The organism is Undibacterium hunanense, from assembly GCF_014284335.1.
GTDB lineage: Bacteria > Pseudomonadota > Gammaproteobacteria > Burkholderiales > Burkholderiaceae_D > Undibacterium > Undibacterium hunanense.
On the sequence record NZ_JACOGF010000010.1, the window covers coordinates 163058 to 189004 of the forward strand.

The following is a 25947-nucleotide window of genomic DNA, read 5'->3' on the forward strand; positions in this document are numbered from 1 at the left end:
CTTTGCCCTGATCAAACAGGGCAGAGCCTGATTTACAACAACCATCTCCCTCCGTTCCATATTTCCCATGCAAGACCAGCTCATCGTCCTACTGCTTGCCCATCAGCCAGCGGATGCTACCGAAACCGGGCATCTGCAAAAGACGCTGGACTTTGTCACCCATACCAAGGCATGTAGCAGTCGCCAGACGCTGGCAGGCCATGTGACGGCATCAGCATGGATTCTGTCACCAGATGGACAGGCAGCCTTGCTCACACATCACAAGAAATTGAATCGCTGGTTGCAACTGGGCGGGCATGTGGATGATGGCGACATTAGCATACAGGCTGCCGCCACACGCGAAGCACGAGAAGAAAGCGGCATCCAGGATTTGCAATTGCTGCACGCAACATTGTTTGACGTCGATGCACATGCCATCCCGGCCAGACACAATGAACCTGGCCATTATCATTACGACTTGCGCTTTCTGTTTCAGGCACTGCATCTTGATTTTTGCGTCAGCGATGAGTCGCATGATCTGGCATGGGTACCGCTGTCAACGCTGGTAAGCGACGATAACAATGCATCGGTCAGCCGTATGGCGAAGAAAACCCTTAAAAATAGCAGCTGAAACAAAACTGCGATAGCATGCATCACTCAAGCAATTCCACACTTTCTCGCTAAATCGGTGCGCGTGGCGCACCCTACGAATCACCTGAATAGCGGCCACAGCGTAGGATGCGCCGCGCGCACCGTTTCACATTACGCGATACCAATATGCGGAAATAACACCTCCCTTTCCTATTATTAAACATATCGTTTACCAAATAAAAAAACACCCTTTTTGATCCTGGTCACATCTCATAACATTTATCTTTTTGACCAAAATTACAAACACTGGCAAGATGACCGTATTGACGTGGGCCTGCGCCTGCTCTTCTCGCGCTTCTCACCTGCACATAAGACGGAGTCCCTATTGGATGCTTTGAAAAGTTTGTTTCTGGAATTGATGCCTGCGGTGGATTTTTGTTCCATGCGGGTTGTTGACGAACGCAGCGAAGAACTGCTGGTCAGGCAAAACATTTTGCAACCCCTGCATAGCCGCCGCAGCTATGGTGCCATGCTGACGGTCATCCATCAGGGTGGTTACGGTTATGCTGCCACCAGTGATCTGTCGCGTCATGGCTTGCATGCCGCACTGCAACGAGCCGCTGAATGGGCCGCCATCAGTGCCGGCAAGGCAGTGACCGATTTCAGCCAGATCAAACAATCGTCCGTAGTGGGCAGTTATGAAAGTCCGGCTGGTGGCCACTGGAAGCGCAAGGATTTAATCGCCCTGCTGATGCAGGAATCAGCAGACTGCCAGATCAGCCCGCTCATCGTAGACTGGAGTGCGTCTATCGGCATGGTGACGACAAAGCAATTATTTGTCAGTAGTGCTGGCGCGAATATCCGCCAGCATTTCAATTATCTGATCCCCAATCTCAGCGTCACTGCAAATGAAGGGGTAGAAACCCAGACACGCAGCCTGGGTGGCCAGTACAACGGCTTTTGCCGTCAGGGTGGCATGGAAGTCTTGCAGCAAGCCGGTTTTTATGGGGCGGGCAAGCGCGTTGCCGCAGAAGCACTGGCCTTGCTGCATGCACCGAACTGCCCCAGTGGCAGTATGGATCTGTTGCTGATGCCAGAACAGATGATGTTGCAAATCCATGAATCTATCGGTCATCCGCTGGAGCTTGACCGCATACTGGGCGACGAACGTAATTTCGCCGGCACCAGTTTTGTCACGCCCGACATGTTCGGGCATTTCCGCTATGGTTCGGATTTGCTGAATGTCACCTACGACCCGACCCGCAGCGAACAGTTTGCCAGTTTTGGCTGGGATGATGATGGCAGTGTTGCCGATAAAACCTGGATCATCAAAAACGGCATACTCGAAAAGCCACTGGGCAGTGCCTTGTCGCAAGCCCGTGCCGGCATGGCTGGTGTTGCCAATTCGCGCGCCTGTGACTGGAACCGGCCACCAATAGACCGCATGGCCAATCTGAATATAGAAGCTGGTGACAGCAGCCTGGAAGAAATGATTGCCAGTATTGAATATGGTGTGCTGATGAATACCAATGTGTCCTGGTCCATCGATGATTCACGCAACAAGTTTCAATTTGGTTGTGAATTCGGACAGGTGATACGCAATGGCAAATTGCAGGAACTGGTAAAGAATGCGAATTATCGCGGCATATCAGAAAGCTTCTGGCGCTCGCTGAAAATGGTGGGTAATGACGCTACGCTAGCCGTTATGGGTACGCCATTTTGCGGCAAGGGCGAACCATCGCAAGTCATACGTGTGGGCCATGCATCACCGGCCTGTCTGTTCAGCCAGGTAGAAGTGTTTGGAGGGGAAGCCTGATGCATAGCCATTTTCTTTCCCTGGCCGATCTGGTACAGCAGCAATTGCAGGGCACGGAAATCAGCACTATCTGGTTTTCGGCAGAGTCCAGCGATTTTGTACGCTTCAATCATAGTGCCATCCGCCAGCCTGGCCATGTCTTGCAACAGACTTTGCGCATACAGTTGATACAGGGACAAACCCATGCTGCAAGCAGCTTCAACCTGAGTGGTGATCTGCAAGACGACCATCAGGCGATCAGCCATGCAGTGCAGAATTTACGCGCGCAATTGCCTGATCTGCCAGCCGACCCGCATTTGCTGATTGCCAATACTGTCCACAGCAGCACGCAGATCCTGCCATCTGCCCTGCCGCCAGTGGAAGACATGGTGGCACAGATACTGGCCGCCACAGGCGATGTTGATATGGTGGGCTTGCTGACCACCGGCACGCTGTATCGCGGCTTTGCCAACTCTCTGGGGCAGCGCAACTGGTATGAAAGCAATAACGTCAATTTTGACTGGAGCTTGTTCCATGCTGCGGACAAGGCAGTCAAGTCGAATTACGCCGGGTTTAGCTGGGACAAAGCAGCCTTTCTTGCGGCATTTGAAGATGCCCGTAAAAAACTGGCGCTGCTGGCCAGGCCGCCTGTTACCGTCCCGGCGGGCAACTACCGTGTTTATCTGAGCCCGACGGCTCTGAATGAACTGGTCATGATGCTGAACTGGGGTGGCCTGTCAGAGAAAGCCTTGCGCACCAAATATAGTTCCCTGCGCAGACTGCAATCCGGCGAAGCCAGCCTGCATGTCATGGTGGATATCAGTGAAGATAGCCGCACGGGGCTGGAGCCAGGCTTTCAGGCCCAGGGCTTCATCAAGCCTGAAGTGACCCCGCTGATACAGGCAGGCAAACTGACCGGCAGCATGATTTCACCACGCAGCGCCAAAGAATTTGGCCTGACTGGCAATGGCGCAGGCGAAGATGAATCAGCGCAGTCGCTGGCAATGCGTGCCGGACAGTTGGCCAGAGCTGATGTATTGAAAGAACTGGGAACCGGGATTTACGTCGCCAACCTGTGGTACCTGAATTTTTCTGACCGCGCCACCTGCCGCATCACAGGCATGACGCGTTTCGCCACTTTCTGGGTAGAAAACGGGGAAATCAAGGCCCCGCTGAATGTCATGCGCTTTGATGATTCGCTATTCAAGATACTGGGTGACAATCTGCTGGCATTGACACAGGAAACCGAAGTCATCATGGATGACCGTTCATATGGCGAAAGACATACCGGCGGCGCAGTCTTGCCAGGAGCACTGGTGAAGGAAATGCGGTTTGTGCTGTAATTGTGCGTTGATTCATGAGTTGACTCATGCGTTGATAAGTGAAGCCCATAATTACTATTCAAAATAATAACTTTTGGCTTGATTCAATCAAAATCCGGCGTTTTTCCGGCTGCACACTATGATATAAAGGGGCAAAAGCAATCCAAAGCAGGCCACCCGCCCCATGGGTGGCCAGTTTGAGGCAAACTTAGCATTTGCCCGTTTCGATGAGAGCAACTACAATTCCGACCTGTTGCGGAAAAGGCTGCAATTTACGCATTCCACACAGAGGCCACCACCCCTGATGTAGAAACAACAAGTAACAAAAACCCACAGCGCAATAGAATAAGGCTTTCCACTACGTCAATACGGGAGAGTCTTAAGCATATTGCGGTCATATCTGGAGTCAACATGGCATTTCTGCAAGGCAAAAAAATTCTGATCACCGGTTTGCTGTCCAACCGTTCTATCGCTTACGGCATTGCCCAGGCATGCAAACGCGAAGGCGCTGAACTGGCATTTACCTATGTAGGAGAGCGTTTCAAAGACAGGATCACCGATTTCGCGGCTGAATTTGACAGCAAACTGATCTTTGACTGTGACGTCGCCAGCGACGAACAAATCGAAGCAGTCTTCGCTGACCTGGGCAAATCCTGGGATCAACTCGATGGCCTGGTACACGCAATCGGCTTTGCGCCGCGCGAAGCCATTGCCGGTGAGTTTCTTGATGGTCTCTCCCGCGAAGCCTTCCGCATTGCGCACGATATTTCTGCCTACAGCTTCCCGGCAATGGCAAAAGCCGCCCTGCCGCTGCTGCGCGAAGATTCGGCATTGTTGACCTTGTCTTACCTCGGTGCCATCCGTGCCATCCCGCATTACAACACCATGGGTCTGGCCAAGGCATCGCTGGAAGCGTCTGTCCGTTATCTGGCAGAACATCTGGGTAAAAAAGGCATACGCGTCAATGGTATCTCTGCTGGCCCGATCAAAACCCTGGCCGCCAGCGGCATCAAGGATTTTGGCAAACTGTTGGGCTTCGTTGCAGAACATGCACCGCTGCGTCGCAATGTGACCATCGAAGATGTAGGTAACACTGCCGCCTTCCTGCTGTCGCCATTGGCAAACGGCATTACCGGCGAAATCACCTATGTGGACGGCGGCTTCTCGCACGTCATGGGTTTGAATGCAGATTCTTACGACAAGTAATTAGCTACATCCCCCCTCCCTGACAATACGGGATGCGCCAGTTGCATCCTGTATCCCGTATTGCAGTATGCTTATGGCATGAATTCTTTCCCCATCATGATGTTCAAGACCTGGCAAAGCAAATCCGTTTATCCGTATCGGCTGCTGCTGATCAGCCTTGGCTTTTGCTTGTTGCTGTGCGGCCAAGCCCGTGCTGCTTCATGCAATGATCCCTGGCCAGCCTGGAACAACTTCAAGAAGACTTTTATCGCCGATGATGGCCGGGTGATAGATCACAGCGGCGCACGCAAACCCACCACATCCGAAGGCCAGGCCTATGCCCTGTTCTTTGCGCTGACGGCAAACGACCGGCCCGCCTTCCAGCGCATTTTGACCTGGACCGAAAACAATCTTGCCGCCGGTGACCTGACAGCCCGCCTGCCCGCCTGGCAATGGGGCCAGCGTGAAGACAATAGCTGGGGCATCATCGACAAAAACCCGGCATCTGACGCTGACCTGTGGATAGCCTATGCCCTTGGTCTGGCCGGAGAACAATGGAAAGAGCCACGTTTCAGCGCCTTGTCGAGCTTGCTGGCACAAAGAATCATGAATGAAGAAACCGCAGACCTGCCCGGTCTGGGTCAGACGCTGTTACCTGGCCCCAGCGGTTTCAATTTGCCCGGCAACCAGTGGAAACTGAATGCCAGCTACCTGCCATTGCCACTATTGCGCTGGTTTGAACGCAAGGAAAGTGACGACCGCTGGAAGCGCATGTTGAACTCTGCCACCCGCCTGATCGCAGGCAGCGCCCCCAAGGGCTATGTAGCAGACTGGATTATCTATGACAGCCAGAAAGGTTTCCAGCCAGATACTCAGGGTGCAGAAAAAGGCCAGGGAGGTTATAACGCTATCCGCACCTATCTGTGGGCTGGCATGATGGCTGATAAGGACAGCGAAAAGGCGAACCTGCTGAAACAGCTGCGCCCCATGGCTAATCTGGTGGACAGCAAGGGTTATCCGCCTGAATACATCAACATCCTGACCGGTGAAATCAATGGCCCGGGTTCCAGTGGATTTTCTGCTGCCACCCTGCCTTTCCTGCAGGCGCTGGGCATGCAAAAAACGCTGGTGCAGCAACAACTGCGTTTGCAGGCACAACCCATCAAGCCGGATGCCTATTATGACCAGGTACTGTCACTGTTCGCGCTGGGCTGGCAAGACAAGCGTTTCCGTTTCGATGCCCAGGGTGATGCTGATTTTTACTGGCAACATTTTTGCTGGCGCCTGTTTTAAACACACTGCTGCACAGAACAAAACAGAGTAATAGATAAAAATCTGCGATTACCCCCTCTTTTCAGTTAATTTGCAGTCAATGACTTTACGTCTGAACCCCATCCGCATCCCAAGCTTCCCCTTGAAGGGTAAGGAGCTTTAAACGTAGCAACTTTTTGCAAGCTCTGTGTAAATCCTATTAAAGTTATCGGTAGCAATTTTTAGTACCTTTTGCAGATATTTAACAAAATGGGCTGCATTTTCACTGTAAATCGTGTATAGTCTCGTTTTTTGCATTGCAATATTTCTGTACCGCAGTGATATCAATGTAAAACCAAGTAGCATCGCAAGCCTGTGCATATCCAAGTAGTTGGGATAGTGCATGTAAAAGCCCTCCCGCCTCGCATGTCTGGTTGTAATCCATAGACATCATACCGGCGCAAAGCTTTTGTGCCGAAATTTCATTGTCGTCCCTCGTCGGATTTTCTGTGTTCATTTCGTTTGGTTGGCGCTGCATTGTTGCGCGCGTTCGTTAGCAACGCGCTAATTTATACTGGGACAGAAGCAATCGTTCCGGCAAACATGCTGCGAAACCGGCCTTATCGCCGGTTTGCCAGGCATAGCTGCCGCATTTTGCAAATGCCCTAATTACGAAAGAAATTCATGAGTTTTGAAGCACTAGGTCTCCACGTCAATATCATCCGCGCTCTGACTGATTCCGGCTATACCAAGCCAACTTCGGTACAAGAACAGGCAATCCCTGCCGCGATTGAAGGTCGTGACCTGATGGTCTCATCCCAGACCGGCTCCGGCAAAACTGCCGCTTTCATGCTGCCTGCCTTGCATAAACTGGTCACTGCTGAAGTTGTCAGCTATGACGCTGCCAACAGCAAAACACCTAATCAAGAACGTCAGGCTGCCCGTTCACGTGGCGACAAACCACGTTTTGTTGCTGCAAAACCAAAAATGCTGGTGTTGACACCAACCCGCGAACTGGCTTTGCAAGTAACCACAGCAACCGACAAATACAGCGCTTATTCACGCCGTATCAAGGCCGTGTCCATCCTGGGTGGCATGCCTTATCCTAAACAGATGCAATTGCTGTCCCGCAATCCAGAAATCCTGGTGGCAACACCTGGTCGTCTGATCGACCATATGGAATCCGGCAAGATCGATTTCTCTGAACTGCAAATGCTGGTTCTGGATGAAGCCGACCGCATGCTGGACATGGGTTTCATCGACGATATCGAAAAAATCGTTGCTGCCACACCTCCTACACGTCAAACCATGCTGTTCTCTGCAACACTGGATGGTGTCGTCGGTAACATGGCTAAACGCATCACGACTGAGCCTCTGGTCATCCAGATCGCCGGCTCTGCCAGCAAGCATGAAAATATCCAGCAGCGCGTTCACTTTGTGGATGACCTGTCCCACAAAAACCGTATGCTTGATCACCTTCTGCGCGACGTTACTGTTGACCAGGCTGTTGTCTTCACTGCCACCAAACGTGATGCAGACACCATCGCTGACCGTCTGAACATCGCCGGTTTCGCTGCTGCCGCCCTGCATGGCGACATGCACCAGGGTGCACGTAACCGCACACTGGACGCGTTGCGCCGTGGACAGGTACGTGTACTGGTAGCAACCGACGTTGCTGCTCGTGGTATCGACGTTCCTGCAATTACGCACGTATTCAACTACGATCTGCCGAAGTTCCCGGAAGATTATGTCCACCGTATCGGTCGTACTGGCCGTGCTGGTCGTAAAGGCCTGGCAATTTCCCTGGTGAACCATGCTGAAGGCATGCACGTCAAACGTATCGAGCGCTTCACCAAGCAATTGATACCTGTCGATGTCATCGAAGGTTTTGAACCCAAGAAATCTGCCGCACCGGCACGCTCTGCTGCCCGCAAGCCTAACGGCTGGAAACCAGGCGACACCCGCAAAGCTGGCGGTGGTGGCGGTTACGGCAACAGCAAACCAGGTCAGCGCAGCTTCAGCAAGCCAGCAGCGCCTTCTTCCAGCGGTACCGGCGCAGGTCCACGCAAAGAAGGCAGCGGCGGCTACAAAGGCAATCGCTCCAACGACAGCGGTACACGTCGTACTTTCGGCGATTATTAATTGGAACCACTGTTTAAGTTACTGCGCGACGCCATTTTGAGCCTGTGATGCTCACCGTACCCTGGTACGGTTGCGCTTCTCGACTCAAACTGACACCGCTCGCTACACTTACACAGCGATTCCAAGATTTGTATTTTCATACAAACAGAAGTAACATAGACATTGCTGCATAAGCAATATCACAAAAAAGCGATCACTTTGGTGGTCGCTTTTTTTATACTTATTGGTCCGGCGTATAATCAAGCTTCTGACAAACAGACGATCAATAAAAGCCCATGAGTACAGCTACCGACACCCCAGTCCGCCTTACCTCCTTCTCGCATGGTGGTGGCTGCGGTTGCAAGATTGCGCCGGGCGTACTTGCTGAAATATTAAAAAAATCATCTGGCTTTCCGGTACCAGCGGCGCTGATGGTCGGCATAGAAACCTCGGATGACGCAGCGGTTTACAAACTCAATGACGAGCAGGCGCTGATAGCCACCACCGATTTTTTCATGCCCATCGTGGACGACCCCTTTGATTTTGGTCGTATCGCTGCCACCAATGCCATTTCCGATATCTATGCCATGGGTGGCACCCCCATCATGGCCCTGGCCCTGGTCGGCATGCCCATCAACCAATTGCCACTGGAAGTCATAGGCAAAATTATCCAGGGTGGTGAAGCCATCTGTGCCGAAGCGGGCATCCCTATCGCCGGTGGCCACACCATCGATTCTGTCGAACCGATTTATGGCCTGGTAGTCATGGGCCTGATACACCCATCCAAAGTCAAACGCAATGCCGGTGCCAAAGCCGGTGACAAGCTCATCCTTGGCAAACCGCTGGGAGTAGGCATTTTGTCTGCCGCCCTGAAAAAACAGGTACTCGACAGCACTGGCTTTGACACCATGATCGCCAGCACCACCAAACTCAACAAACCTGGCCAGGCCCTGTCTGACCTTGCCAGCGTACATGCAATGACCGATGTCACCGGCTTTGGCCTGCTCGGCCATTTGCTGGAAGTCTGCCGTGGTTCGGCACTGGGCGCACGCCTGAACATGTCTGCCATACCCTTGCTGGCCAATGTAGAACGGCTGGCAAGAGATGGCTATATAACCGGTGCATCTGCCCGCAACTGGGCCGCCTATGGCGAGTCCGTCATACTGGATGCACAAATCAACCCACCCCAGCAATCTTTATTGACCGACCCACAAACATCCGGTGGACTGCTGGTTGCCTGTGACCCGGCCGCAGTAGAAGATGTGCTGGCAATTTTCCGCCAGGGCGGCTTCTTGGAAGCTGCCGTAATTGGTGATATTGTTACAGGCGAACCGCTGGTGACCGTCCTGCCCTGATTTTTTTGACCTTGCCCCTACTTTTGCACATACCATGAACCAATTAGAACAACTCAAGCAATACACGACCGTTGTTGCCGATACCGGTGATTTCCAGGCAATACAGGCCTATGCACCACGCGATGCGACCACCAATCCATCCCTGATCCTGAAGGCAGTGCAAAAGCCTGAATACCTGCCTTTGCTGGAAAAAGCAGTGAAGGACACCGCAGGCAAATCCATCGATGAAACCATCGATCACCTGCTGATCGCTTTTGGCCTGCAAATCCTCAAAGTCATTCCTGGCCGTGTTTCTACTGAAACCGATGCCCGTCTGTCCTTTGATACCGCCGGCACCGTTGCCAAGGGCCGCCAATTGATCGCCATGTATGAAGCTGCCGGCATCCCGCGCGACCGCATCCTGATCAAGATTGCCTCGACCTGGGAAGGCATCCGTGCGGCTGAAGTACTGGAAAAAGAAGGCATACGCTGCAATATGACCCTGCTGTTCAGCCTTGCCCAGGCGATAGCCTGTGCCGAAGCTGGCGCGCAACTGATCTCCCCTTTCGTTGGCCGTATCTATGACTGGTACAAAAACAAGACTGGCCAGGAAATCTTTGGTGCCGATGACCCTGGTGTCCTGTCCGTCAAGAAAATCTATACCTACTACCGCAAGTTTGGCTACAACACCGAAGTCATGGGTGCCAGCTTCCGCAATACCTCACAAATCCTGGAACTGGCTGGCTGCGACTTGCTGACCATCAGCCCTGATCTTTTGCAAAAACTCAGCGACAGCACTAGCAATGTCACGCAAAAACTGAGCAAGGAACTGGCAGCTTCTTCTGACCTGCAAAAAGTCAGCATGGATGAAAAAACCTTCCGCCTTGACTTGAACGAAGACGCCATGGCGACAGAAAAACTGTCCGAAGGCATACGCGCCTTCTGTGCCGATACCGTCAAGCTGGAAAAGATGATTGCCGCAATGCGTTGAACTGATTGCGTCTGACGGGTTATGATGAGAGGGCAGATTTATTCTGCCCTCTCTTATTTTAAATGACGTTAACATGAAAAAGCAGCTAGACATCGCAAACTGGAACCGGCGCGAGCATTTCGCCTTTTTTTCGCAAATGGATGAACCCTTCCACGGCCTGAACCTGAATGTGGATTGCACCTGGGCTTATCAGCATTGCAAAGATGAGCAACATTCTTTTTTCCTGTTTTATCTGCATCAGATACTGCGCGCCATCATGCACACGGATGCGATGCGTTACCGTATAAAAGATGGCAAGGTATTTGACTACGAAGTCATACATGCGAATGCCACCGTGCAACGCGCCGACCATACTTTCGGTTTTTGTCCTATCTATTACGAAGAAGATTTTGCCAGCTTTGCCGCCGGTGCCAACATCGCCATGGATAAAATCAAGAATAGCAGCGGCCTTTGTTTTAATGATGAATGCGCGCGTGATGACGTCATCCATTTTTCTGCCATACCCTGGATCAGCTTTACCGGCCTGACCCATGCACGGCAATATGACCGCAAGGACAGCGTGCCCAAAATTTCCGTTGGCAAGTTTTTCAAACAGCACCAGCGCCTCATGCTGCCTGTAGCGATATTCGTACACCATGGCCTGGTGGATGCTTATCACGTACATCAGTTCGTCACGACACTGGAGGCAGCCTTGTCTGGCCAAAGCAAATAGCATGATAAGTATGATAAAGCAGATAAAAACGTCCATATTCCTCGTTAGCCTGGTGATTTTGCCAGCAGCGCATGCCAGGGCAGAAGCAGATCCGCTCTGGAATAAAACCATGTCACAGTACAAACTAACAAATCAGTGGGTTCCAAAAGAAATACGGACCCAGATCAATGCCGAGCGCAAAGACCAGCCAGACAAAACTGCTTATATCAAATCTACATTGAATGGTTGGGAAAAACAGGAGCCCAAATATACAAGTGCCACCACAGACAGCAACTGGCAAATCCTGCCTGAGCAAAAAAAATCTTCTGATGGCATCAACAAGATGCTGACCGGCCTCGATGAACTCAAATCTAGCCTGCTGGAAGGCGAAGTCAAGGTCAAACGACTCAATAGTGAGAACCTGGACGGAAAAAATCTTGCGGTATTCCAGCTCAGTGATGATGGCGCAGGCAAGAAAATCGATATCAAGGTTTGGGTTAATCCTGATACTGCCTGCATGGTCAAAATGGATACCTCCATGCATGTGGCTTTTTATGCAGATGCCGATTTCAGTACACGCTATACTGAACCAGGCAAAGAAGGCTTGTGCTTCAGGGGAAAAATGCAGGGCAATATTGATATCCAGATTCCCTTTAAGAAAGCGAAGATGTCTATCAAACAAAACCATGCTGACTGGACACCAAAGCCAGTAAACTGAGGCTGCTGACTTATCTGCACTGTAGAGGGAAATATCATGCAAAAAATTAATCAGGCAATCTTCCTGCTCGCCTCTGTGCTGGCAATTGGTACAGTCCGCGCTGACGATTTCAGCGATGGTGTCAGCTATTACGAACAGGGTGATTTTTCTTCTGCGGCAGTATCATTCCGGGCTGCAGCCAACAAGGGCAATGCCGATGCCCAGTTCAACCTTGGTCTGATGTACCTGAACGGCGAAGGCATAGAGCAAGACTACAAGCAAGCCATGTCCTGGTTTGAACAATCTGCCAGCAAAGACAATGTACGTGCCCAGGTGAATCTGGGGCGCATGTATGCAAAAGGCAAAGGCGTCGTCTCCAACCACGGCATCGCTGCATCCTGGTTCAGGAAAGCCGCTGATCAGGGCTATGCTGACGCCCAATACAGTCTGGGCATACTGTATATCACCGGCACCGGCGTAGCACGCGACTTTGCCAAAGCCAAAGAATTATTCCAGCAAGCCGCCAATCAAAACAATGCCAGCGGCCAGTACCAGTTGGCCCTGATCTACCTGAAAGGCAGAGGTGTCAATGTCAATCTGGTAGAAGCCTACAAATGGCTGACCCTGGCAGGCGACTATGAAGACACCGCCGTCTACAAGAAATTTGTCGAAGCCAAAATGAGCAAGGAACAAGTCAGCGAAGCCCTGGCACTGGCGCAGGACTGGCAGCCGGAGAAGGCTGCTAAATAAGTCTGTCCACTTACCCTGCTCCGTAGCATGATGACTGCCAAATCAATGATGCTGCGCCCCAGACAAGCAAAGTTCACACTATCACTATCCTGCCGTCACGCACCTGATAGTTACCTGGTCCGGCGTCTTCCTTGACCAGCCATTTTTGTTTGCCTATCTGGATTTCCACGCCTTCGTGGATTTTTTTGATGACCTTGACGCCGGCCTGTTCTATCAATTCCAGTTCTGATTCCACCGTGTCGATCTCTGCGTCAAGTGCCTTCAGCTCGTCCAGCAGATGCAGGCGTTTGGCGTCGACTTTTTCACCGACACCACCGGCAGCCTTTTGCGGATTTTTGACGAAAAAAGCCAGCAGCTTCAAGACCTGATCCAGTTCTGCTTCCTTGCGTCCGGCCTGATGTTCCTTGTTCTTGATTTCTTCTTCCAGGTAAGGATCAAAGCCCACCTGTATCTGGGTTTTTGCGCCATTGGAAGAACCCAGCGAAGCAGCCGCGACCAGCAATGCGGCCTGTGCCCTGCCGCCCAGGATATTGCCTACGCCTGAGCCGGGCTTGCCGACGATGATTTCTTTTCTGGCGATCAGGTCACACTGGCGGGCACTCTGCTCCAGTTGTATGGCCAGCCCGGCTTCGATATGCGAATGCTCGGCAAACAGTGCCTGCACGGTGCCCCCGCATTTGATGCGCGAGGTCATGCCGCTCATGCTTTGGGTACCCGGTTTTTTTTCGGCCAGACCGATAATGCCACCTTTTACTGCCACATTACCACCAGCAACTATCTCGGCCGCCTCAACCAGGCCGTTGACGATCACATCACCGGTCACGTTCAGACTCATGCCGGCCTTGATATCACCTTCGACATGGATGGTGCCTTCAAAACGGATATTGCCGGTACCAAGATCAACATCAGGTACCTGCAGCACGGGGTTGACGATCACCCCATCAGGCACGATCATGGGCTGGCCACTATTCGTCGCCAGCAATAAATCCGGATCGGTGGCTGCTGTTGCAGCACCTTGCAGGTGTGGCCCAAACTGCATCTCTGGCAATGGCCTGGCCAGTACCACCTGGCCCATGATGTTCATGCCGAATTTACCCTGTACCGGTGGTATGCGGCGCATCAGCTCATCACCCGCATGTACAATGAGGATATGGCCCAGCTCGCGGAACTTGATGACAGCCAGTTCATCCCTTTGTGCTTTTGCATTTTTATGTTCACCAAACAAGGGTTCCAGTCGTCCCTCTGTGCCGTTGCGTACCGGCTCGCCCTGGGCAATCAGCAAATTGTCACACACGCCTGCGGCCAGTGCCGCATCCAGTTCTGCATGCAAAATGCCATGGATAATGCCTTGTTCACGCAAGGCATCGTTGACCGCTTTACCGACAGGCTTGCCGCCTTGCGCAGGAATCAGCGTCAGCCAGGCAGACAATAAATCATCGGACAGACGCAATGAAAATTCTGCATCCCTGCGCGCTCCGATGTCGAGTTTAACTGGTTCTTTAGCGTCACGGCACAGTTTTATAAAGGCCAGCAGAGCCGACTGTTCTCTATGAAAAGTGGCATACTCGCTGGCGTTGAGCGCATCTTCCAGATCGGCCAGGTCGGGGGTAGCCGTGTCTTCCTGTGGTGTATAGTGGGCGCACAATACCCCTGCGGATTCGTCCACAAAAAATGATAATGTTGCCGGATTAGAAAGCGACTCGTCCAAGATGCTTCCTCAAGATTGAAGCTTTACTCCAAATGGGTTGCACATTATTACATCACAAATGAATAATCTACGACAAGGTTTGTGAAATTAGCGTCATCTTGATTGAATTTGCTTGAAAAAGCCTGCTTTATCGAAAAACCTGCTCGTACAGGTTCTGGCATGTATCTTTTACAGATTCCGGCTTACTTTGACACTGCGGGCTCTTCGCTCACTGCTGCAAATTCAAATTCGATCAAGGCATCGTCAGCCCAGCCCTTGTCATACAGAGGCGGGATGAATTGCAAGCCATTCTTGCTGATCTGTATTTTTGCCCTGCGGTCCTTGCTGACCAGATAAGCCGCGCTCAATTTCCTGGGTGACCAGAAAGAAATAGTGACAAAGGATGAGTGGCAGGCACCACCAAGAAGGCGAAACAGAGTGCGCGTGTCATAGGGCGTATCGTCGTATTCCACTGCCCACCATATACCGCATTCAAGACGTAAATCGCCCAAACGTCGCTTGTCTGCTGGCACACCTTCACTGCGTATGTCAGGACGCCAGCGGAACAGACCTTTTCTCCGGTTCAGCAGCAGATCTGCATTCTCGGTCAGGGCGCTGGGGATTTTTGGCAAGACAAAGCTGCCATCGGGGCCAACCGCAATCGGGACAGAACTCTCTTCGCTGGCGATACGCATGGTCAGATCGCTCAAACTGGTTTTTGCGTCAACCGGTAACAGCACGAATTTCAGTGCAGCAGCAGGTGCCAGTTGCCGTTGCTGATCAAATGCTTCCAGCCCCTTGTACATCTGCCTGTAGGATTTCAGTTCAGGATCTCTGGTACTTGAGATTTCTACCCTGACCGGTGCATCTTCCATTGCAGAAGCATAGGAATACACGCTCATCACAAGCAATGACAGGCAGGTAGCAAGAACTGTTCTGGAGATCAAGTATTTTCCCGATTCGTGAATGATGCAGAGGCAAAACTGCGCCTACCCCTGAAGTGACCCCATTATATTGCAGTGGCTGCAATCATATCAGCACTGCTTTTTCATACGTTGTTTGCTGTCAATGATGACCTGCTTTGTCTCCCGGACTTTTTCAACATGTCATGCATTTCAGCTTGACCCTGGTCTCTACACCAGGGTTTAACATGATCTCACCACATTTTCTGGAGAGACTGCATGCAACTGAACAATTACCTGCGCATTGTGCGCGCCAGTGCCTGGTATGACCTGATTGTCACCATAGGCTTTGTCACTCCCTGGAGTTTTGCCCTGGTTCACCAAAGCCTGTCACAACTCAATAGCAGTTTGGGTATCGCAGGCGAATTTCCGGCTTTCGCTGCTGCCCATGTATTGATGGCGAATTTGCTGGGGTCGATTGTCACTATCTGGGCCATCCTGCGCCTGAGGGATACGCGTATTGAATACGGTCACTATGATGCTGTCGGGCGCATTCTGTTCAGCATGTGGCAACTATATGCCGTCGCTCATGGAGCAAGCCAGATCATACTGGTGTTCACCGTGTTTGAAATTGCTTTTGGCATTGCGCAGTTGTTGCCGGTACGAACACCGGCAATCACAGATTAAAGTCGCTGCAAGGCATCCAGCAATGGCACGCAGGCATCTGCCACCCGATTCAGGCTGTGTTCTCGCAAGGCAGCCAGGTCGACCTTGTGCTCGCTTTCCAGCCCGGCCCAGGCCAGCAAGGCAGCACAGGCTTCGGGGTGATCGAACAGACCGTGCAGGTAAGTGCCAAGGATAAGGTCATCGGGTGAACGTGCACCTTCGTCTTCGCCGTTGATGGTGAAGACGGGTTGCGTGTCATTGCTGGCATAGGTGATACCCATATGGATTTCGTAGCCGCTGACTTGTGCAGCATTTGCATTAAATGCGCAAACACCTGTCACCTGTTGCAGGCGCTTTTCCTGGGTCAGTTCAGTGGTGATGTCGAGCAGGCCAAGTCCACCCGAATCACCGGCCTTTCCCTCTACACCATGCGGGTCGCTGACAACCTGGCCCAGCATTTGATAGCCACCGCAAATACCGATGACTTTACCGCCATAACGCAGGTGCTTTTCCAGCACGGGCTGCCAGCCCTGTGCCTGCAAAAATGCCAGGTCGGCGCGGGTGTTTTTACTGCCAGGCAAAATAATCAGATCGGCAGGCGGTATTGCCCTGTCGGGGCCGATGAACTGCAGATCAACATCAGGGTGGGCGCGCAGCGCATCAAAATCCGTGTGATTCGAGATACGCGGTATGGCGGGCACAATGATGCGAAACTTGCCTGCATTGCCCTGGCTGGACTGTATCGCATCTTCAGCATCGAGTTGCAGACCGTGCAGATAAGGCAGTACGGCCAGCACAGGCTTGCCGGTTTTTTGTTCCAGCCAGTCAAGCCCCGGTTCCAGCAGGCGGATATCACCACGAAAGCGGTTGATGACAAAACCGACTATGCGTTTTTGTTCGGATTCAGACAGGCAATCCAGGGTGCCGACAAAATGGGCAAACACTCCACCACGGTCAATATCGGCCACCAGGATAACAGGGCAATCAACGGCTTCGGCAAAGCCCATGTTGGCGATATCGCGGTCACGCAAATTCACCTCTGCCGGGCTGCCTGCACCTTCGACGATAATCGCCTCATATTGCTGTTGCAGACGGGCATAGGATTCCAGCACGGCACCCATGGCGACGGTTTTGTATTGATGATAATCACGCGCATCCATATCTGCCCGCACCTTGCCATGGATGATGACCTGGGCACCGGTATCCGACGACGGCTTCAGCAAGACCGGATTCATGTCGGTATGCGCAGGCAAACCCGCAGCCACGGCCTGCAAGGCCTGGGCGCGACCTATCTCGCCACCATCGATGGTCACGGCACTATTCAATGCCATGTTTTGCGGCTTCATGGGTACGACGCGCACACCTTGTCGGTATAGCAAACGGCACAGGGCGGCGACGACCGTACTTTTGCCTGCGTCGGACGTGGTGCCTTGTACCATCAGCGTGGAAATATTCATATGACCGTATTCTTATTAACAGGATTTACTCAAAATTGGCCCAGCAAGGCTATCGCTTTTAGGAAACCTCCCTTGCAGGGGAGGTTCGTTACGTCGGCAGACAATGTATTGTCTGAAACCCCGACTACGCCGTAGCGACGAAGACAGTACGAACAGTACGCGGCTCCTAGGAGAGGAGCTACAACGCAGCTGGGGCGGTTTTGAGTAAGTCCTAATTAGAGTTTTGTGCTGCCTGCCATTCGGCAATCAGTATATGCAATTGCACCAGCCCGTGCTGTATCGCTGACGGTCCGGGCGACAGGATATCCGCTGATTTTATTTCCAGCACCCGGCCATAACGCACGGCCGGGATATGATCCCAGCCCTCACGTGCCACGACACTGTCGGGGCGGAATTTCTTGCCACACCAGGAACCGATGATGATATCCGGCGCCCGCCTGACAACTTCAGCAGGGTCGGCAATGATGCGTTGTTTGGCACTGTGAAAAACCGCCAGGTCAGCAAAAACATCTTCACCACCGGCTATCTGTATCAGCTCTGACACCCAGCCTATACCGGACATCAGGGGTTCATTCCATTCTTCAAAATATACCCTGGGGCGGCGTGTCCATAGACCTGTCTGTTGTTTGACGATGTCTATCTGGGCTTGCAGTTCTGCAATCAATGCTGTGCCCTGCTGCTGCTTACCGACCAGGTTCGCCAACACCTTGATCATATGCAATATACCGGCGACATCACGCTGATTGAAGGCATGTACTTCTATGCCTGCACTAATCAATTCACGTGAAATCTCGGATTGCATATTCGAATAGGCAATGACCAGATCAGGTTTGACAGCCAGAATGCGCTCTATCTGGGCAGAAGAAAAGCCACTGACCTTGGGTTTTTCATCACGGGCGCGGGCCGGACGGGTGGTATAGCCAGAAATGCCGGCCACACAGTCTTCTGCCCCCAGGGCATACAAGACTTCCACCGCTTCGGTGGAAAGACAGGCAATGCGTTGATACATACTGGCTGAATTCATTTTTTCCCTTGTGGCAGCACCACGGTTTTATCGCGTTTTTGCCTGGCCAGTTCCAGTGCCTGGCAAATCAGTTTTGCACCTTCAATAATGCGTGGACCAGAACGATTAACCAGATCACCTTCTATAGACACCAGATTATTGTTTTTGGTTGCAAGCAAGGTAGGGAAAGTTTTCCATTGCTCGACGCCACTTACTGCCTGGGTTTTGCTGTCGCCAGAGATAATGACTTCAGGATTTTCCTGCAAGACGGCTTCTGTCCCGACAACGGGTGCGGTAGTGGGTAATTTTCCAAATATATTTTCACCACCACAAGTACGAATCGCATCGCTGACGATGTGGCTATCATTCAATGTATACAGTGGCTTGCCCCATACCTGATAGAAGGTTTTCACCTTGCTTTTGTTCTGGTACTGGCTGCTCAACTGTTGCACCTGTTGCCTGAATTCTGCTGCCGCTGCCTGCGCCTGTTTTTCTGTACCAAACAGATTGCCGAACTTGATCAGGGTGTCGGCTACATTGTCCAGCTTGTGCGGTTCACTGAAAAAATAGGGTACGCCGGATTTGTGCAGAATTTCCAGCTGGCGCTCATAGGCACCATGCATCCAGACGATGAGCAAATCCGGCTTCATCGCCAGTATGCGTTCAATATCCAGTTGACGATTGTCACCTACATGCGGAATATTTTTTGCCGCTGCCGGATAATCGCTGTACTTGACCGTACCAATAATCCTGTCACCTGCACCTGCCACGTAAATCATTTCCGTCACATGCGGCGACAGACTGATAATCCGCTGCGCCGGCTTCGCCAGCGTCACCTGATTACCCATGTCATCCGTCACAGTAATCGCCGCCTGCGCATGACCAGTCAATACAGCAAACCCCATAGTAATCACAAAACTCAAAAGCTTGGACATAAATTTTCCATATTCAAAATATCAACGCGAAATGCAATGCTCTCTCTTGCACTTCCTCTGTGCTTCCTCTGTGTCTCTGTGCCTCTGTGGTGAGTGGTCTTAACGATTTAACTCACACCATTCATCCAGAGCAATCTCCAACCGCAACCACCCAGCCTCACTCCCCGGCAAACCAAAGCGCAGACCATGCGGCCTGTTTGGCCCTTGCGCAAACCAGCGCAGCCATATGCCGCGCTCTGCCATGAACTGCCACAGCCGCTCCGATTGACCATCCAGTTCCTGATGACTGCACCACTGGAACAAATCCGTACCTGACGCATGCATGTCATGCATCTTCAAAAGCTGGCGCAGGCGTTCCCCTTCCTGCTGCAAAAGCCCTGCCGTACGGGCTTGCCAGGCCTGGTCATTCAAAGCAGCAACAGCAATTTGTTGCGCGGGTCCACTCACGCTCCAGGGGCCAAGATAATTCGTCAGTTGCAAAAGTAAATTTTTCTCAGCGGCGACAAAGCCAAGACGTATTCCTGCCAGGCCAAAGAACTTGCCGACTGAACGCAGGACGATCAGACCAGGCTGGTCTGCGTGGGCCGCCACGCTGATATCAGGCACGGTATCAGCAAAAGCTTCATCCACCACCAGCCAGCCACCACGTTCAGCCAGGTGTGCTGCCCAACGTAAAAGCTGGGCTGCCGGAATAATTTCACCCGTAGGATTATTGGGATTACACAGCACAACAACATCTGCATCGGCCACTGCGCTGTCAAGCGCAGCATACGCACATTCTGTCACTGCATGCCCGGCTTGCCGCCACTGGTAAGCATGTTCGGCATAGCTGGGGGCCGATACGACAACCTGCGCAGTCGGGCGCAAGCGTGGTAAAGCCTGTATCACAGCCTGCGAGCCTGCCACGGCCAGCATCTGCGGTGCTCGGTAATAAGATTGCGCAGCCTGTACCAGTGCATCAGAATATTCAGGCAGGCGATGCCAGGCATTAGCTGCCAGTGGCGGTGCAGGATAGAAATGCGGATTGATGCCAGTGGACAAATCCAGCCAGTCTTCCAGCGGACGGCCAAAATGTCGCACTGCATCGCGTAAATTGCCGCCATGTTCAAGCATGGATGACTCCACCCAGAAATAAAACCGACAGTAAAGCGATACCACACCAGAGTGCTGCGCCCCCTTCGACCAGACGCAGGGCACGCAGAATATCTGCCGCCTTTGCTGTATCACCTTCCCCCAGCGGTGGCCGTGTTTCCGTTATGCCGTCATAACTGGCTGTGCCACCCAGCGCCAGGCCCAGCGCACCAGCACCGGCGGCCATCACTGGCCCTGCATTCGGGCTGGGCCAGCCAGGTGCCTGGCGCTGCCAGCATTGCCATGCCAGTCGGGTCTTGCCCAGCACAGCATAAGTACATGCAGTCAGGCGGGCCGGTATCCAGTTCATGAAATCATCAATGCGTGCAGCAACACAGCCAAAGCGCAGGAATCGTGCCGAGCGATAACCCCACATGGCATCGAGGGTATTCACCAACCGGTACAGCACTGCACCAGCACCACCCAGCAGGATGAACCAGAACAAGGTGGCAAAGACGGCATCGCAGCCATTTTCGAGTACCGATTCGACACTGGCTTTGGCCAGATAAGCTTCGTCTGCATCTTGCGTGTCGCGGCTGACGATGTAAGAAGTACGTTTTCTGGCTTCCGGTAAATCACCAGCCTGCAAAGCCGTGGCGATAGCTGCATTATGCTCATGCAGGCTGCGCAAACCCAGGCAAAAATACAGTAATACGATGTGCAATACGGGAGCCAGCCACAGACTGAAACGCTGCGCCAGCACCAGCATTAGCAAGCTGAGTGCGACCAGTGGCAAGACCGCCAGACACCAGGCCAGGGCACCGGTCCAGCGACTTGCTGTTGGTGTATTCAAGCGGCGTTCTATGGCATTAGCCAGGTTACCAAAACCCACCAGCGGGTGGAACTTCTTCACTTCGCCCAGGCCCACATCCAGCAGGATGCCCAGTAACAGGCACAACACCATGACCAGGCCATCCTGCATCAGCATGGCTGGCCTTTAAAATACAGTGGTAAACCGGCAGCAACCCAGACCACATTGTCTGCAATGGCTGCCACGGCCTGGTTCAAACGCCCGGCTTCATCAACAAACCAGCGCGATACCGCCCCCATAGGAACAATGCCCATACCGACTTCATTCGATACCAGGATAATTTGCCCGGGTGCCTGCACCAATGCATCCAGCAAGGCCTGGCGTTGCACGGCGAACTGCGGTGGGGGCGTAATGTGGCCGATTTCAGGAAAGTCTGTCGATTCTGAAAACAGCAAATTGGACAACCAGACCGTCAGGCAATCGACGAGGATGATATTGTCTGCACGGCTATGCGCCATGATGGTCGCACCCAGTTCCAGGCCTTGTTCCAGCGTGCCCCAATGCGCGGGGCGACGTGTGCGATGATGGGCAATACGCTCCTGCATTTCGGCATCACCTGCCTTAGCGGTTGCCAGGTACAGTATTTCTTTCTGATCCTTGCTGAGCCTGGTCGCCAGTTGTTCGGCAAATGCACTCTTGCCAGAACGCGCACCACCAAAAATCAGGCTGGCACGATGTGCGGAGTTCATGTTGCATCCCTTAGTGTATCCCTTGTTGCATCCACTAATGAATCTGCTAAAAACAGCGCAGCCGCAGCCGCCGGGTTGGAGGCAAAGTAGGCATGAAAATAAGAAGCACGCACATTCCCAAGCTGGAAAACAGCTTCGCCCTGCTGTTGGGTGGAATGCTTGATGGTATGGCTGCTGGCAATCAATGTGGTTTCAAAACGCGAGTAATGAAAGGTGTGCCCGCGTAATTCACCCTGCGGTGTCGCCAGCGCCTGCGCACCCAGGGCGGCCAGCCTTTTTTGCATGATGACTTTGCCTGGCAACAAACCCGTCATGGGCCAGCTTTGGCCCTGCTGATCGACCAGACCTTCGGTGATCGCCATCATGCCGCCACACTCGGCCCATATTGGCATACCTTGCGCATGGGCAGCATGCACGGATGCCAGCCACTTGCTGGCTTGCGTCAGTGTCTTTGCATGTAGTTCCGGGTAACCACCTGGCAGGTACAGAGCATCAGCCTGGGCCGGTATGGCCTCATCTGCCAAAGGCGAAAAGAAAACCAGTTCGGCACCCAATCCGATCAGGCATTCAAGATTGGCCGGATAGATAAACGCAAACGCGGCATCACGCGCAATGGCAATGGTCTTGCCTGCCAGATTGATTGCGGGTTGAGATACATGCTGCGAGGCGTGTAGTGAGGCCTGTTCATGCAATTCAAAACTGCTGTCTGGCAGGGCATCCCAGGCTTGCATGTCCAGTTCCAGGCTGTTTGCCATGGCATCGAGTATGGTTTCAATACGATCCACTTCTTGCGGCAAGACCAGGCCCAGGTGACGCTCGGGCAAGGCTTCGTCCTGACGATGCAGGCTGCCCAACAAGGGGATATCGCGCATGGCAGCCGCTACCATCTTCGCATGGCCTTCAGAGGCGATGCGGTTGGCAATAACGCCCGCCAGATGCACCGGCCCAAAATCACGCAAACCCATGGCCAAAGCGCCTACGGTCTGCGCCATGGCAGAGGCATCCAATACCGCCACAACAGGCACGCCAAAGGCACGCGCCAGATCAGCAGATGAGGGGTTGCCGTCATACAGGCCCATGACACCTTCGATGAGGATCACATCTGCATCCAGCGCGGCACGCGCCAGCATGCCTTCGGATTCGGCTTTACCCACCATCCACAAATCCAGCGAATGCACGGCTGAACCACAAGCGCGCTCCAACATCATTGGGTCGATAAAGTCCGGCCCGGTTTTAAATACACGCACCCTCTTGCCAAGCGTCACCAGCTTGCGTGCCAGTGCTGCCGTGGTAGTGGTCTTGCCCTGGCCTGACGCAATAGCCGATATCAGAACGACTTTGGCGCTGGGCCTTACCATTCCACACCTGCCTGCGCAACGATACCTTCCTTGAAGGCATGTTTGATGACCTGCATTTCTGTCACGGTATCGGCAATGGCAATAAGCTCCGGCAAGGCACCGCGACCGGTGACGGCGACGTGCTGCATTTCTGGCCTGCCATCCAGATCATCAATGACCATCTGCAAATCCAGGTAATGGTATTTCAGGGCGATATTGAGTTCATCCAGCACCACCAGGCCTATGGTTGGGTCAGTCAGAAAACGCTTTGCCTGTTCCCATGCAACGGCGGCTTTTTCCATATCACGCTCACGGTTTTGCGTAACCCAGGTATAGCCTTCGCCCATGGCATGGAATTCGACTTCGTCCGGAAAGCGGCGCAAGAAAATTTCTTCTCCGGTCGACATGGCACCCTTGATGAACTGCACCACACCGACCTTCATGCCATGTCCCATGGCGCGCATGACCATGCCAAAGGCGCTGGAACTTTTACCCTTGCCGTTGCCGGTATGCACCAGCAAGACACCGGTCTTGCGTTGGGCCTGCTCTATCTTTTCATCCATCATCGCTTTCTTGCGCTGCATGCGGCGTTCATGACGGGTATTGATGTTGTCTGTCGCGGTGTCTGGCTTTGGTGGCATTGCACTTGTCATGATGATAGTGATGATTTATTTGATGGTTTGTTGGATTTTTAGTTTTGCGGGAAAAACAAGGTTTGCCCACCATGAGTGAAGCGTTCTATGGGGTGCCCAAGGCAGAGACTGAGTTGGGATGCATTGAATATGTCATCGGCAGGCCCGGCTTGCCAACTGCCATCCCCCATCAGCAACAGCGCATGGGTGGCAATGCGGTAAGCCATGTTGAGGTCGTGGCTGACCATGACGACAGCCTTGTTTTGCTGTGCATTCTCTTGACGGCACAAACGGGCAAACAGTTGCATGACGCTGACCTGATGCCCTAGGTCCAGCGCATTCGCCGGTTCATCCAGCAGCATCCACCTGGCATCCTGGGCCAGCAAGGCGGCGATGGCTACGCGCTGTCTTTCACCGCCAGACAGGCTGCGTACATCGCGCTCTGCCATGTCGGCGACATCCAATTCATGCAGCGATGACAGGGCAAGATCCATGTCGTCGCTGTTTTCCCAGTAATGCGCATTCTGGTAGGGATGACGGGCGCTGAGTACCGTATCCAGTGCAGAATAACCGAAAGCATCTACCCTGCCCTGCGGCAAGAAAGAACGTTCACGTGCAAGCTCGGTCAATGACCAGTCTTGCAGCAATTTGTCGCGCAGATAAACCTGGCCACTTTCTATGGGGCGCAGGCCAGCAAGCGTGCGCAGCAAGGTGCTTTTACCGGCACCATTGCGACCTATGATGCACCAGCATTCGCCTGGCTGTATGTGCCAGTTCAAATCACGCACCAGCACACGCTTGCCTACGGATAAATTCAGGGCGCGAATGTCCATCAGCGCCTCCGCAGTTGATGCAGTTGCAGCAGGAACATCGGCACACCCACCAGTGCAGTAATGACGCCAACCGGCAACTGCTGTGGTGCCACCACCGTGCGGGCAACGGTATCAGCCAGCACCAGGAAACAACCACCAGCCAAAGTCGCAGCAGGTACCAGCAGGCGATGATCAGGCCCCCAGGCAAAGCGGCAGATATGCGGCATGATCAGGCCAACAAAGCCTATGCTGCCTGCATTGCTGACAGCGCTGGCTGTCAATAAGGCAGAACATAAAAACAGCAACTGGCGCAGACGGCCAATATTGACACCCAGGGTGCTGGCATTGTCGGCATGCATGGCAGCGACATTGATGGACCGCGCATTACGCATGGCAAACAGCAGGATAACGCCAAGTATCAGCCAGGGCAGATAACGCGACTGGGTATTCGACAGATCGCCTATCATCCAGAACACCATGCCACGCAGGCGGCTGTCCGGCGCAATCGACAGCATGAGGGTGATGATGGCACCACAACCGGTGGCGACGATAACACCAGTCAGCAACAGTACAGGTGCACTGCCATCGGTGCTGCCAGCGCCGCGCAGATCACGGTAGGCCAAACCAAACAACAGCAGCGCTACGGTAATCGCACCGGCAAAGGCAGCCACATCCACCAGCCAGAACGCGCCAAAAAAAAGTATGGTTGCCAGCGCACCGACAGATGCACCGCCAGATATGCCCAGCACATAGGGGTCAGCCAGTGGATTGCGTAACAGCGCCTGCATCATGACGCCAGCCAGCGCCAGTGTGGCCCCGGTCACAAAACCGGTCAGCGCGCGACCTAGACGCAAATCCAGCAGACTGCCTGGCAAGGTCGTTGGCGGGCCGCGCAACAATTCCAGCATGGCTTGCCATAGCTCGGCAAAGCTCAGGGATACCGAACCACAGACGCAGGCAATCAGTATGCTGGCTATGGCGGCGGCCAATAAAATCGGGAGAACCAGTCCGGCACGTTGAGCGACCGCCATCCTGGGGGATTGCTTGCGCTGTCGTGCAGAAAATAAAGACGCCATCATTGGTCTGGTCCAAAGGTAAAACAGCTTGTGATGTGCAGCACCGCAGAAAATAAAGCGGCCTGCACATCCATGATTCAACTGACATCAACTGATATCAAC

At 53.0% G+C, this 25947-nt stretch carries 24 protein-coding genes; 12 read left to right on the forward strand and 12 right to left on the reverse strand.

Features of this window, described 5'->3' with window-relative positions:
• Positions 1-67: 67 nt before the first annotated feature.
• From H8L32_RS19030 to H8L32_RS19080, 11 genes are all read left to right on the forward strand, one after another.
• Positions 68-610, forward strand: a complete 543-nt coding sequence (locus H8L32_RS19030; protein WP_186948847.1) for an NUDIX hydrolase — start codon at positions 68-70, stop codon at positions 608-610.
• Positions 611-988: 378 nt separating this feature from the next.
• Positions 989-2386, forward strand: a complete 1398-nt coding sequence (locus tag H8L32_RS19035) for a TldD/PmbA family protein (RefSeq protein ID WP_186948919.1) — start codon at positions 989-991, stop codon at positions 2384-2386.
• On the forward strand, positions 2386-3708 hold the full coding sequence (locus H8L32_RS19040; RefSeq protein ID WP_186948848.1) for a TldD/PmbA family protein: 1323 nt from the start codon (positions 2386-2388) through the stop codon (positions 3706-3708). Before H8L32_RS19035 ends, H8L32_RS19040 begins: the two co-directional genes overlap by 1 nt.
• 390 nt (positions 3709-4098) lie before the next feature.
• Positions 4099-4893 carry an enoyl-ACP reductase FabI gene (gene fabI / locus H8L32_RS19045; protein WP_186948849.1) on the forward strand — a complete coding sequence of 265 codons (795 nt, stop codon included), beginning with the start codon at positions 4099-4101 and terminating at the stop codon, positions 4891-4893.
• Positions 4894-4971: 78 nt separating this feature from the next.
• Positions 4972-6165 (forward strand): cellulose synthase complex periplasmic endoglucanase BcsZ, encoded by a 1194-nt coding sequence (gene bcsZ, locus H8L32_RS19050; RefSeq protein WP_230412306.1) that lies wholly within the window; start codon positions 4972-4974, stop codon positions 6163-6165.
• Positions 6166-6807: 642 nt separating this feature from the next.
• Positions 6808-8265, forward strand: coding sequence for a DEAD/DEAH box helicase (locus H8L32_RS19055; RefSeq protein WP_186948850.1), 1458 nt, complete (start codon positions 6808-6810; stop codon positions 8263-8265).
• Between the two features lie 275 nt (positions 8266-8540).
• Positions 8541-9599, forward strand: coding sequence for a selenide, water dikinase SelD (selD, locus tag H8L32_RS19060; RefSeq protein ID WP_186948851.1), 1059 nt, complete (start codon positions 8541-8543; stop codon positions 9597-9599).
• A 34-nt stretch (positions 9600-9633) separates the two neighbouring features.
• Positions 9634-10569: a transaldolase gene (tal, locus tag H8L32_RS19065; protein WP_186948852.1), complete on the forward strand. Its 936-nt coding sequence runs from the start codon at positions 9634-9636 to the stop codon at positions 10567-10569.
• 73 nt (positions 10570-10642) lie between these two features.
• Positions 10643-11281, forward strand: coding sequence for a CatA-like O-acetyltransferase (locus H8L32_RS19070; RefSeq protein WP_186948853.1), 639 nt, complete (start codon positions 10643-10645; stop codon positions 11279-11281).
• A gap of 10 nt (positions 11282-11291) precedes the next feature.
• Entirely contained in the window at positions 11292-11978 is a 687-nt protein-coding gene (locus H8L32_RS19075) for a hypothetical protein (RefSeq protein WP_186948854.1), read from the forward strand.
• Positions 11979-12014: 36 nt separating this feature from the next.
• Complete coding sequence (locus tag H8L32_RS19080) at positions 12015-12707, forward strand: tetratricopeptide repeat protein (protein WP_186948855.1); 693 nt, start codon at positions 12015-12017, stop codon at positions 12705-12707.
• A gap of 73 nt (positions 12708-12780) precedes the next feature.
• Here the strand turns inward: H8L32_RS19080 and H8L32_RS19085 are convergent, their stop codons facing one another.
• Together H8L32_RS19085 and H8L32_RS19090 are read right to left on the reverse strand one after the other, a co-directional pair.
• On the reverse strand, positions 12781-14415 hold the full coding sequence (locus H8L32_RS19085) for a DUF342 domain-containing protein (protein ID WP_186948856.1): 1635 nt from the start codon (positions 14413-14415) through the stop codon (positions 12781-12783).
• A 182-nt stretch (positions 14416-14597) separates the two neighbouring features.
• Complete coding sequence (locus tag H8L32_RS19090; RefSeq protein WP_186948857.1) at positions 14598-15341, reverse strand: hypothetical protein; 744 nt, start codon at positions 15339-15341, stop codon at positions 14598-14600.
• A gap of 234 nt (positions 15342-15575) precedes the next feature.
• Between H8L32_RS19090 and H8L32_RS19095 the strand changes: the two genes are divergently transcribed.
• Entirely contained in the window at positions 15576-15983 is a 408-nt protein-coding gene (locus H8L32_RS19095) for a hypothetical protein (protein WP_186948858.1), read from the forward strand.
• Here the strand turns inward: H8L32_RS19095 and H8L32_RS19100 are convergent.
• The 10 genes from H8L32_RS19100 to H8L32_RS19145 all read right to left on the reverse strand — a co-directional run bounded on the left by H8L32_RS19100 (position 15980) and on the right by H8L32_RS19145 (position 25845).
• On the reverse strand, positions 15980-17401 hold the full coding sequence (locus tag H8L32_RS19100; protein ID WP_186948921.1) for a cobyric acid synthase: 1422 nt from the start codon (positions 17399-17401) through the stop codon (positions 15980-15982). The two genes, H8L32_RS19095 and H8L32_RS19100, sit on opposite strands and share 4 nt — an antisense overlap.
• 229 nt (positions 17402-17630) lie before the next feature.
• Positions 17631-18443: an ABC transporter substrate-binding protein gene (locus tag H8L32_RS19105; RefSeq protein WP_186948859.1), complete on the reverse strand. Its 813-nt coding sequence runs from the start codon at positions 18441-18443 to the stop codon at positions 17631-17633.
• Positions 18440-19357 carry a cobalamin-binding protein gene (locus H8L32_RS19110; RefSeq protein WP_186948860.1) on the reverse strand — a complete coding sequence of 306 codons (918 nt, stop codon included), beginning with the start codon at positions 19355-19357 and terminating at the stop codon, positions 18440-18442. Before H8L32_RS19110 ends, H8L32_RS19105 begins: the two co-directional genes overlap by 4 nt.
• Positions 19358-19456: 99 nt before the next feature.
• Positions 19457-20470 (reverse strand): threonine-phosphate decarboxylase CobD, encoded by a 1014-nt coding sequence (cobD, locus tag H8L32_RS19115; protein ID WP_186948861.1) that lies wholly within the window; start codon positions 20468-20470, stop codon positions 19457-19459.
• Positions 20463-21416, reverse strand: a complete 954-nt coding sequence (cbiB, locus tag H8L32_RS19120; protein WP_408058949.1) for an adenosylcobinamide-phosphate synthase CbiB — start codon at positions 21414-21416, stop codon at positions 20463-20465. Before cbiB ends, cobD begins: the two co-directional genes overlap by 8 nt.
• Positions 21410-21988 (reverse strand): bifunctional adenosylcobinamide kinase/adenosylcobinamide-phosphate guanylyltransferase, encoded by a 579-nt coding sequence (gene cobU, locus H8L32_RS19125; RefSeq protein WP_186948862.1) that lies wholly within the window; start codon positions 21986-21988, stop codon positions 21410-21412. Before cobU ends, cbiB begins: the two co-directional genes overlap by 7 nt.
• On the reverse strand, positions 21985-23346 hold the full coding sequence (locus H8L32_RS19130; protein WP_186948863.1) for a cobyrinate a,c-diamide synthase: 1362 nt from the start codon (positions 23344-23346) through the stop codon (positions 21985-21987). The genes cobU and H8L32_RS19130 overlap by 4 nt, the downstream gene beginning before the upstream one ends.
• Entirely contained in the window at positions 23340-23978 is a 639-nt protein-coding gene (gene cobO / locus H8L32_RS19135) for a cob(I)yrinic acid a,c-diamide adenosyltransferase (protein ID WP_230412307.1), read from the reverse strand. The genes H8L32_RS19130 and cobO overlap by 7 nt, the downstream gene beginning before the upstream one ends.
• A gap of 38 nt (positions 23979-24016) precedes the next feature.
• A complete protein-coding gene (locus tag H8L32_RS19140; protein WP_186948864.1) occupies positions 24017-24790 on the reverse strand; it encodes an ABC transporter ATP-binding protein in 774 nt (257 codons plus the stop codon).
• On the reverse strand, positions 24790-25845 hold the full coding sequence (locus H8L32_RS19145) for a FecCD family ABC transporter permease (RefSeq protein WP_230412308.1): 1056 nt from the start codon (positions 25843-25845) through the stop codon (positions 24790-24792). Before H8L32_RS19145 ends, H8L32_RS19140 begins: the two co-directional genes overlap by 1 nt.
• Positions 25846-25947 lie beyond the last annotated feature (102 nt).

What these genes read in the sequence shown, in the direction of transcription:
- cobD (WP_186948861.1), bottom strand. Translation starts at nt 20,470, where the DNA reads ATGCTTGAACATGGCGGCAATTTACGCGATGCAGTGCGACATTTTGGC.
- H8L32_RS19030 (WP_186948847.1), top strand. Translation starts at nt 68, where the DNA reads ATGCAAGACCAGCTCATCGTCCTACTGCTTGCCCATCAGCCAGCGGAT.
- H8L32_RS19100 (WP_186948921.1), bottom strand. Translation starts at nt 17,401, where the DNA reads ATGGTACAAGGCACCACGTCCGACGCAGGCAAAAGTACGGTCGTCGCC.
- H8L32_RS19130 (WP_186948863.1), bottom strand. Translation starts at nt 23,346, where the DNA reads ATGGTAAGGCCCAGCGCCAAAGTCGTTCTGATATCGGCTATTGCGTCA.
- H8L32_RS19080 (WP_186948855.1), top strand. Translation starts at nt 12,015, where the DNA reads ATGCAAAAAATTAATCAGGCAATCTTCCTGCTCGCCTCTGTGCTGGCA.
- fabI (WP_186948849.1), top strand. Translation starts at nt 4,099, where the DNA reads ATGGCATTTCTGCAAGGCAAAAAAATTCTGATCACCGGTTTGCTGTCC.
- tal (WP_186948852.1), top strand. Translation starts at nt 9,634, where the DNA reads ATGAACCAATTAGAACAACTCAAGCAATACACGACCGTTGTTGCCGAT.
- H8L32_RS19035 (WP_186948919.1), top strand. Translation starts at nt 989, where the DNA reads ATGCCTGCGGTGGATTTTTGTTCCATGCGGGTTGTTGACGAACGCAGC.
- H8L32_RS19110 (WP_186948860.1), bottom strand. Translation starts at nt 19,357, where the DNA reads ATGTCCAAGCTTTTGAGTTTTGTGATTACTATGGGGTTTGCTGTATTG.
- cobO (WP_230412307.1), bottom strand. Translation starts at nt 23,978, where the DNA reads ATGACAAGTGCAATGCCACCAAAGCCAGACACCGCGACAGACAACATC.
- H8L32_RS19145 (WP_230412308.1), bottom strand. Translation starts at nt 25,845, where the DNA reads ATGGCGTCTTTATTTTCTGCACGACAGCGCAAGCAATCCCCCAGGATG.
- H8L32_RS19075 (WP_186948854.1), top strand. Translation starts at nt 11,292, where the DNA reads ATGATAAAGCAGATAAAAACGTCCATATTCCTCGTTAGCCTGGTGATT.
- H8L32_RS19055 (WP_186948850.1), top strand. Translation starts at nt 6,808, where the DNA reads ATGAGTTTTGAAGCACTAGGTCTCCACGTCAATATCATCCGCGCTCTG.
- cbiB (WP_408058949.1), bottom strand. Translation starts at nt 21,416, where the DNA reads ATGCTGATGCAGGATGGCCTGGTCATGGTGTTGTGCCTGTTACTGGGC.
- H8L32_RS19105 (WP_186948859.1), bottom strand. Translation starts at nt 18,443, where the DNA reads ATGAATTCAGCCAGTATGTATCAACGCATTGCCTGTCTTTCCACCGAA.
- cobU (WP_186948862.1), bottom strand. Translation starts at nt 21,988, where the DNA reads ATGAACTCCGCACATCGTGCCAGCCTGATTTTTGGTGGTGCGCGTTCT.
- bcsZ (WP_230412306.1), top strand. Translation starts at nt 4,972, where the DNA reads ATGAATTCTTTCCCCATCATGATGTTCAAGACCTGGCAAAGCAAATCC.
- H8L32_RS19095 (WP_186948858.1), top strand. Translation starts at nt 15,576, where the DNA reads ATGCAACTGAACAATTACCTGCGCATTGTGCGCGCCAGTGCCTGGTAT.
- H8L32_RS19070 (WP_186948853.1), top strand. Translation starts at nt 10,643, where the DNA reads ATGAAAAAGCAGCTAGACATCGCAAACTGGAACCGGCGCGAGCATTTC.
- selD (WP_186948851.1), top strand. Translation starts at nt 8,541, where the DNA reads ATGAGTACAGCTACCGACACCCCAGTCCGCCTTACCTCCTTCTCGCAT.
- H8L32_RS19140 (WP_186948864.1), bottom strand. Translation starts at nt 24,790, where the DNA reads ATGGACATTCGCGCCCTGAATTTATCCGTAGGCAAGCGTGTGCTGGTG.
- H8L32_RS19040 (WP_186948848.1), top strand. Translation starts at nt 2,386, where the DNA reads ATGCATAGCCATTTTCTTTCCCTGGCCGATCTGGTACAGCAGCAATTG.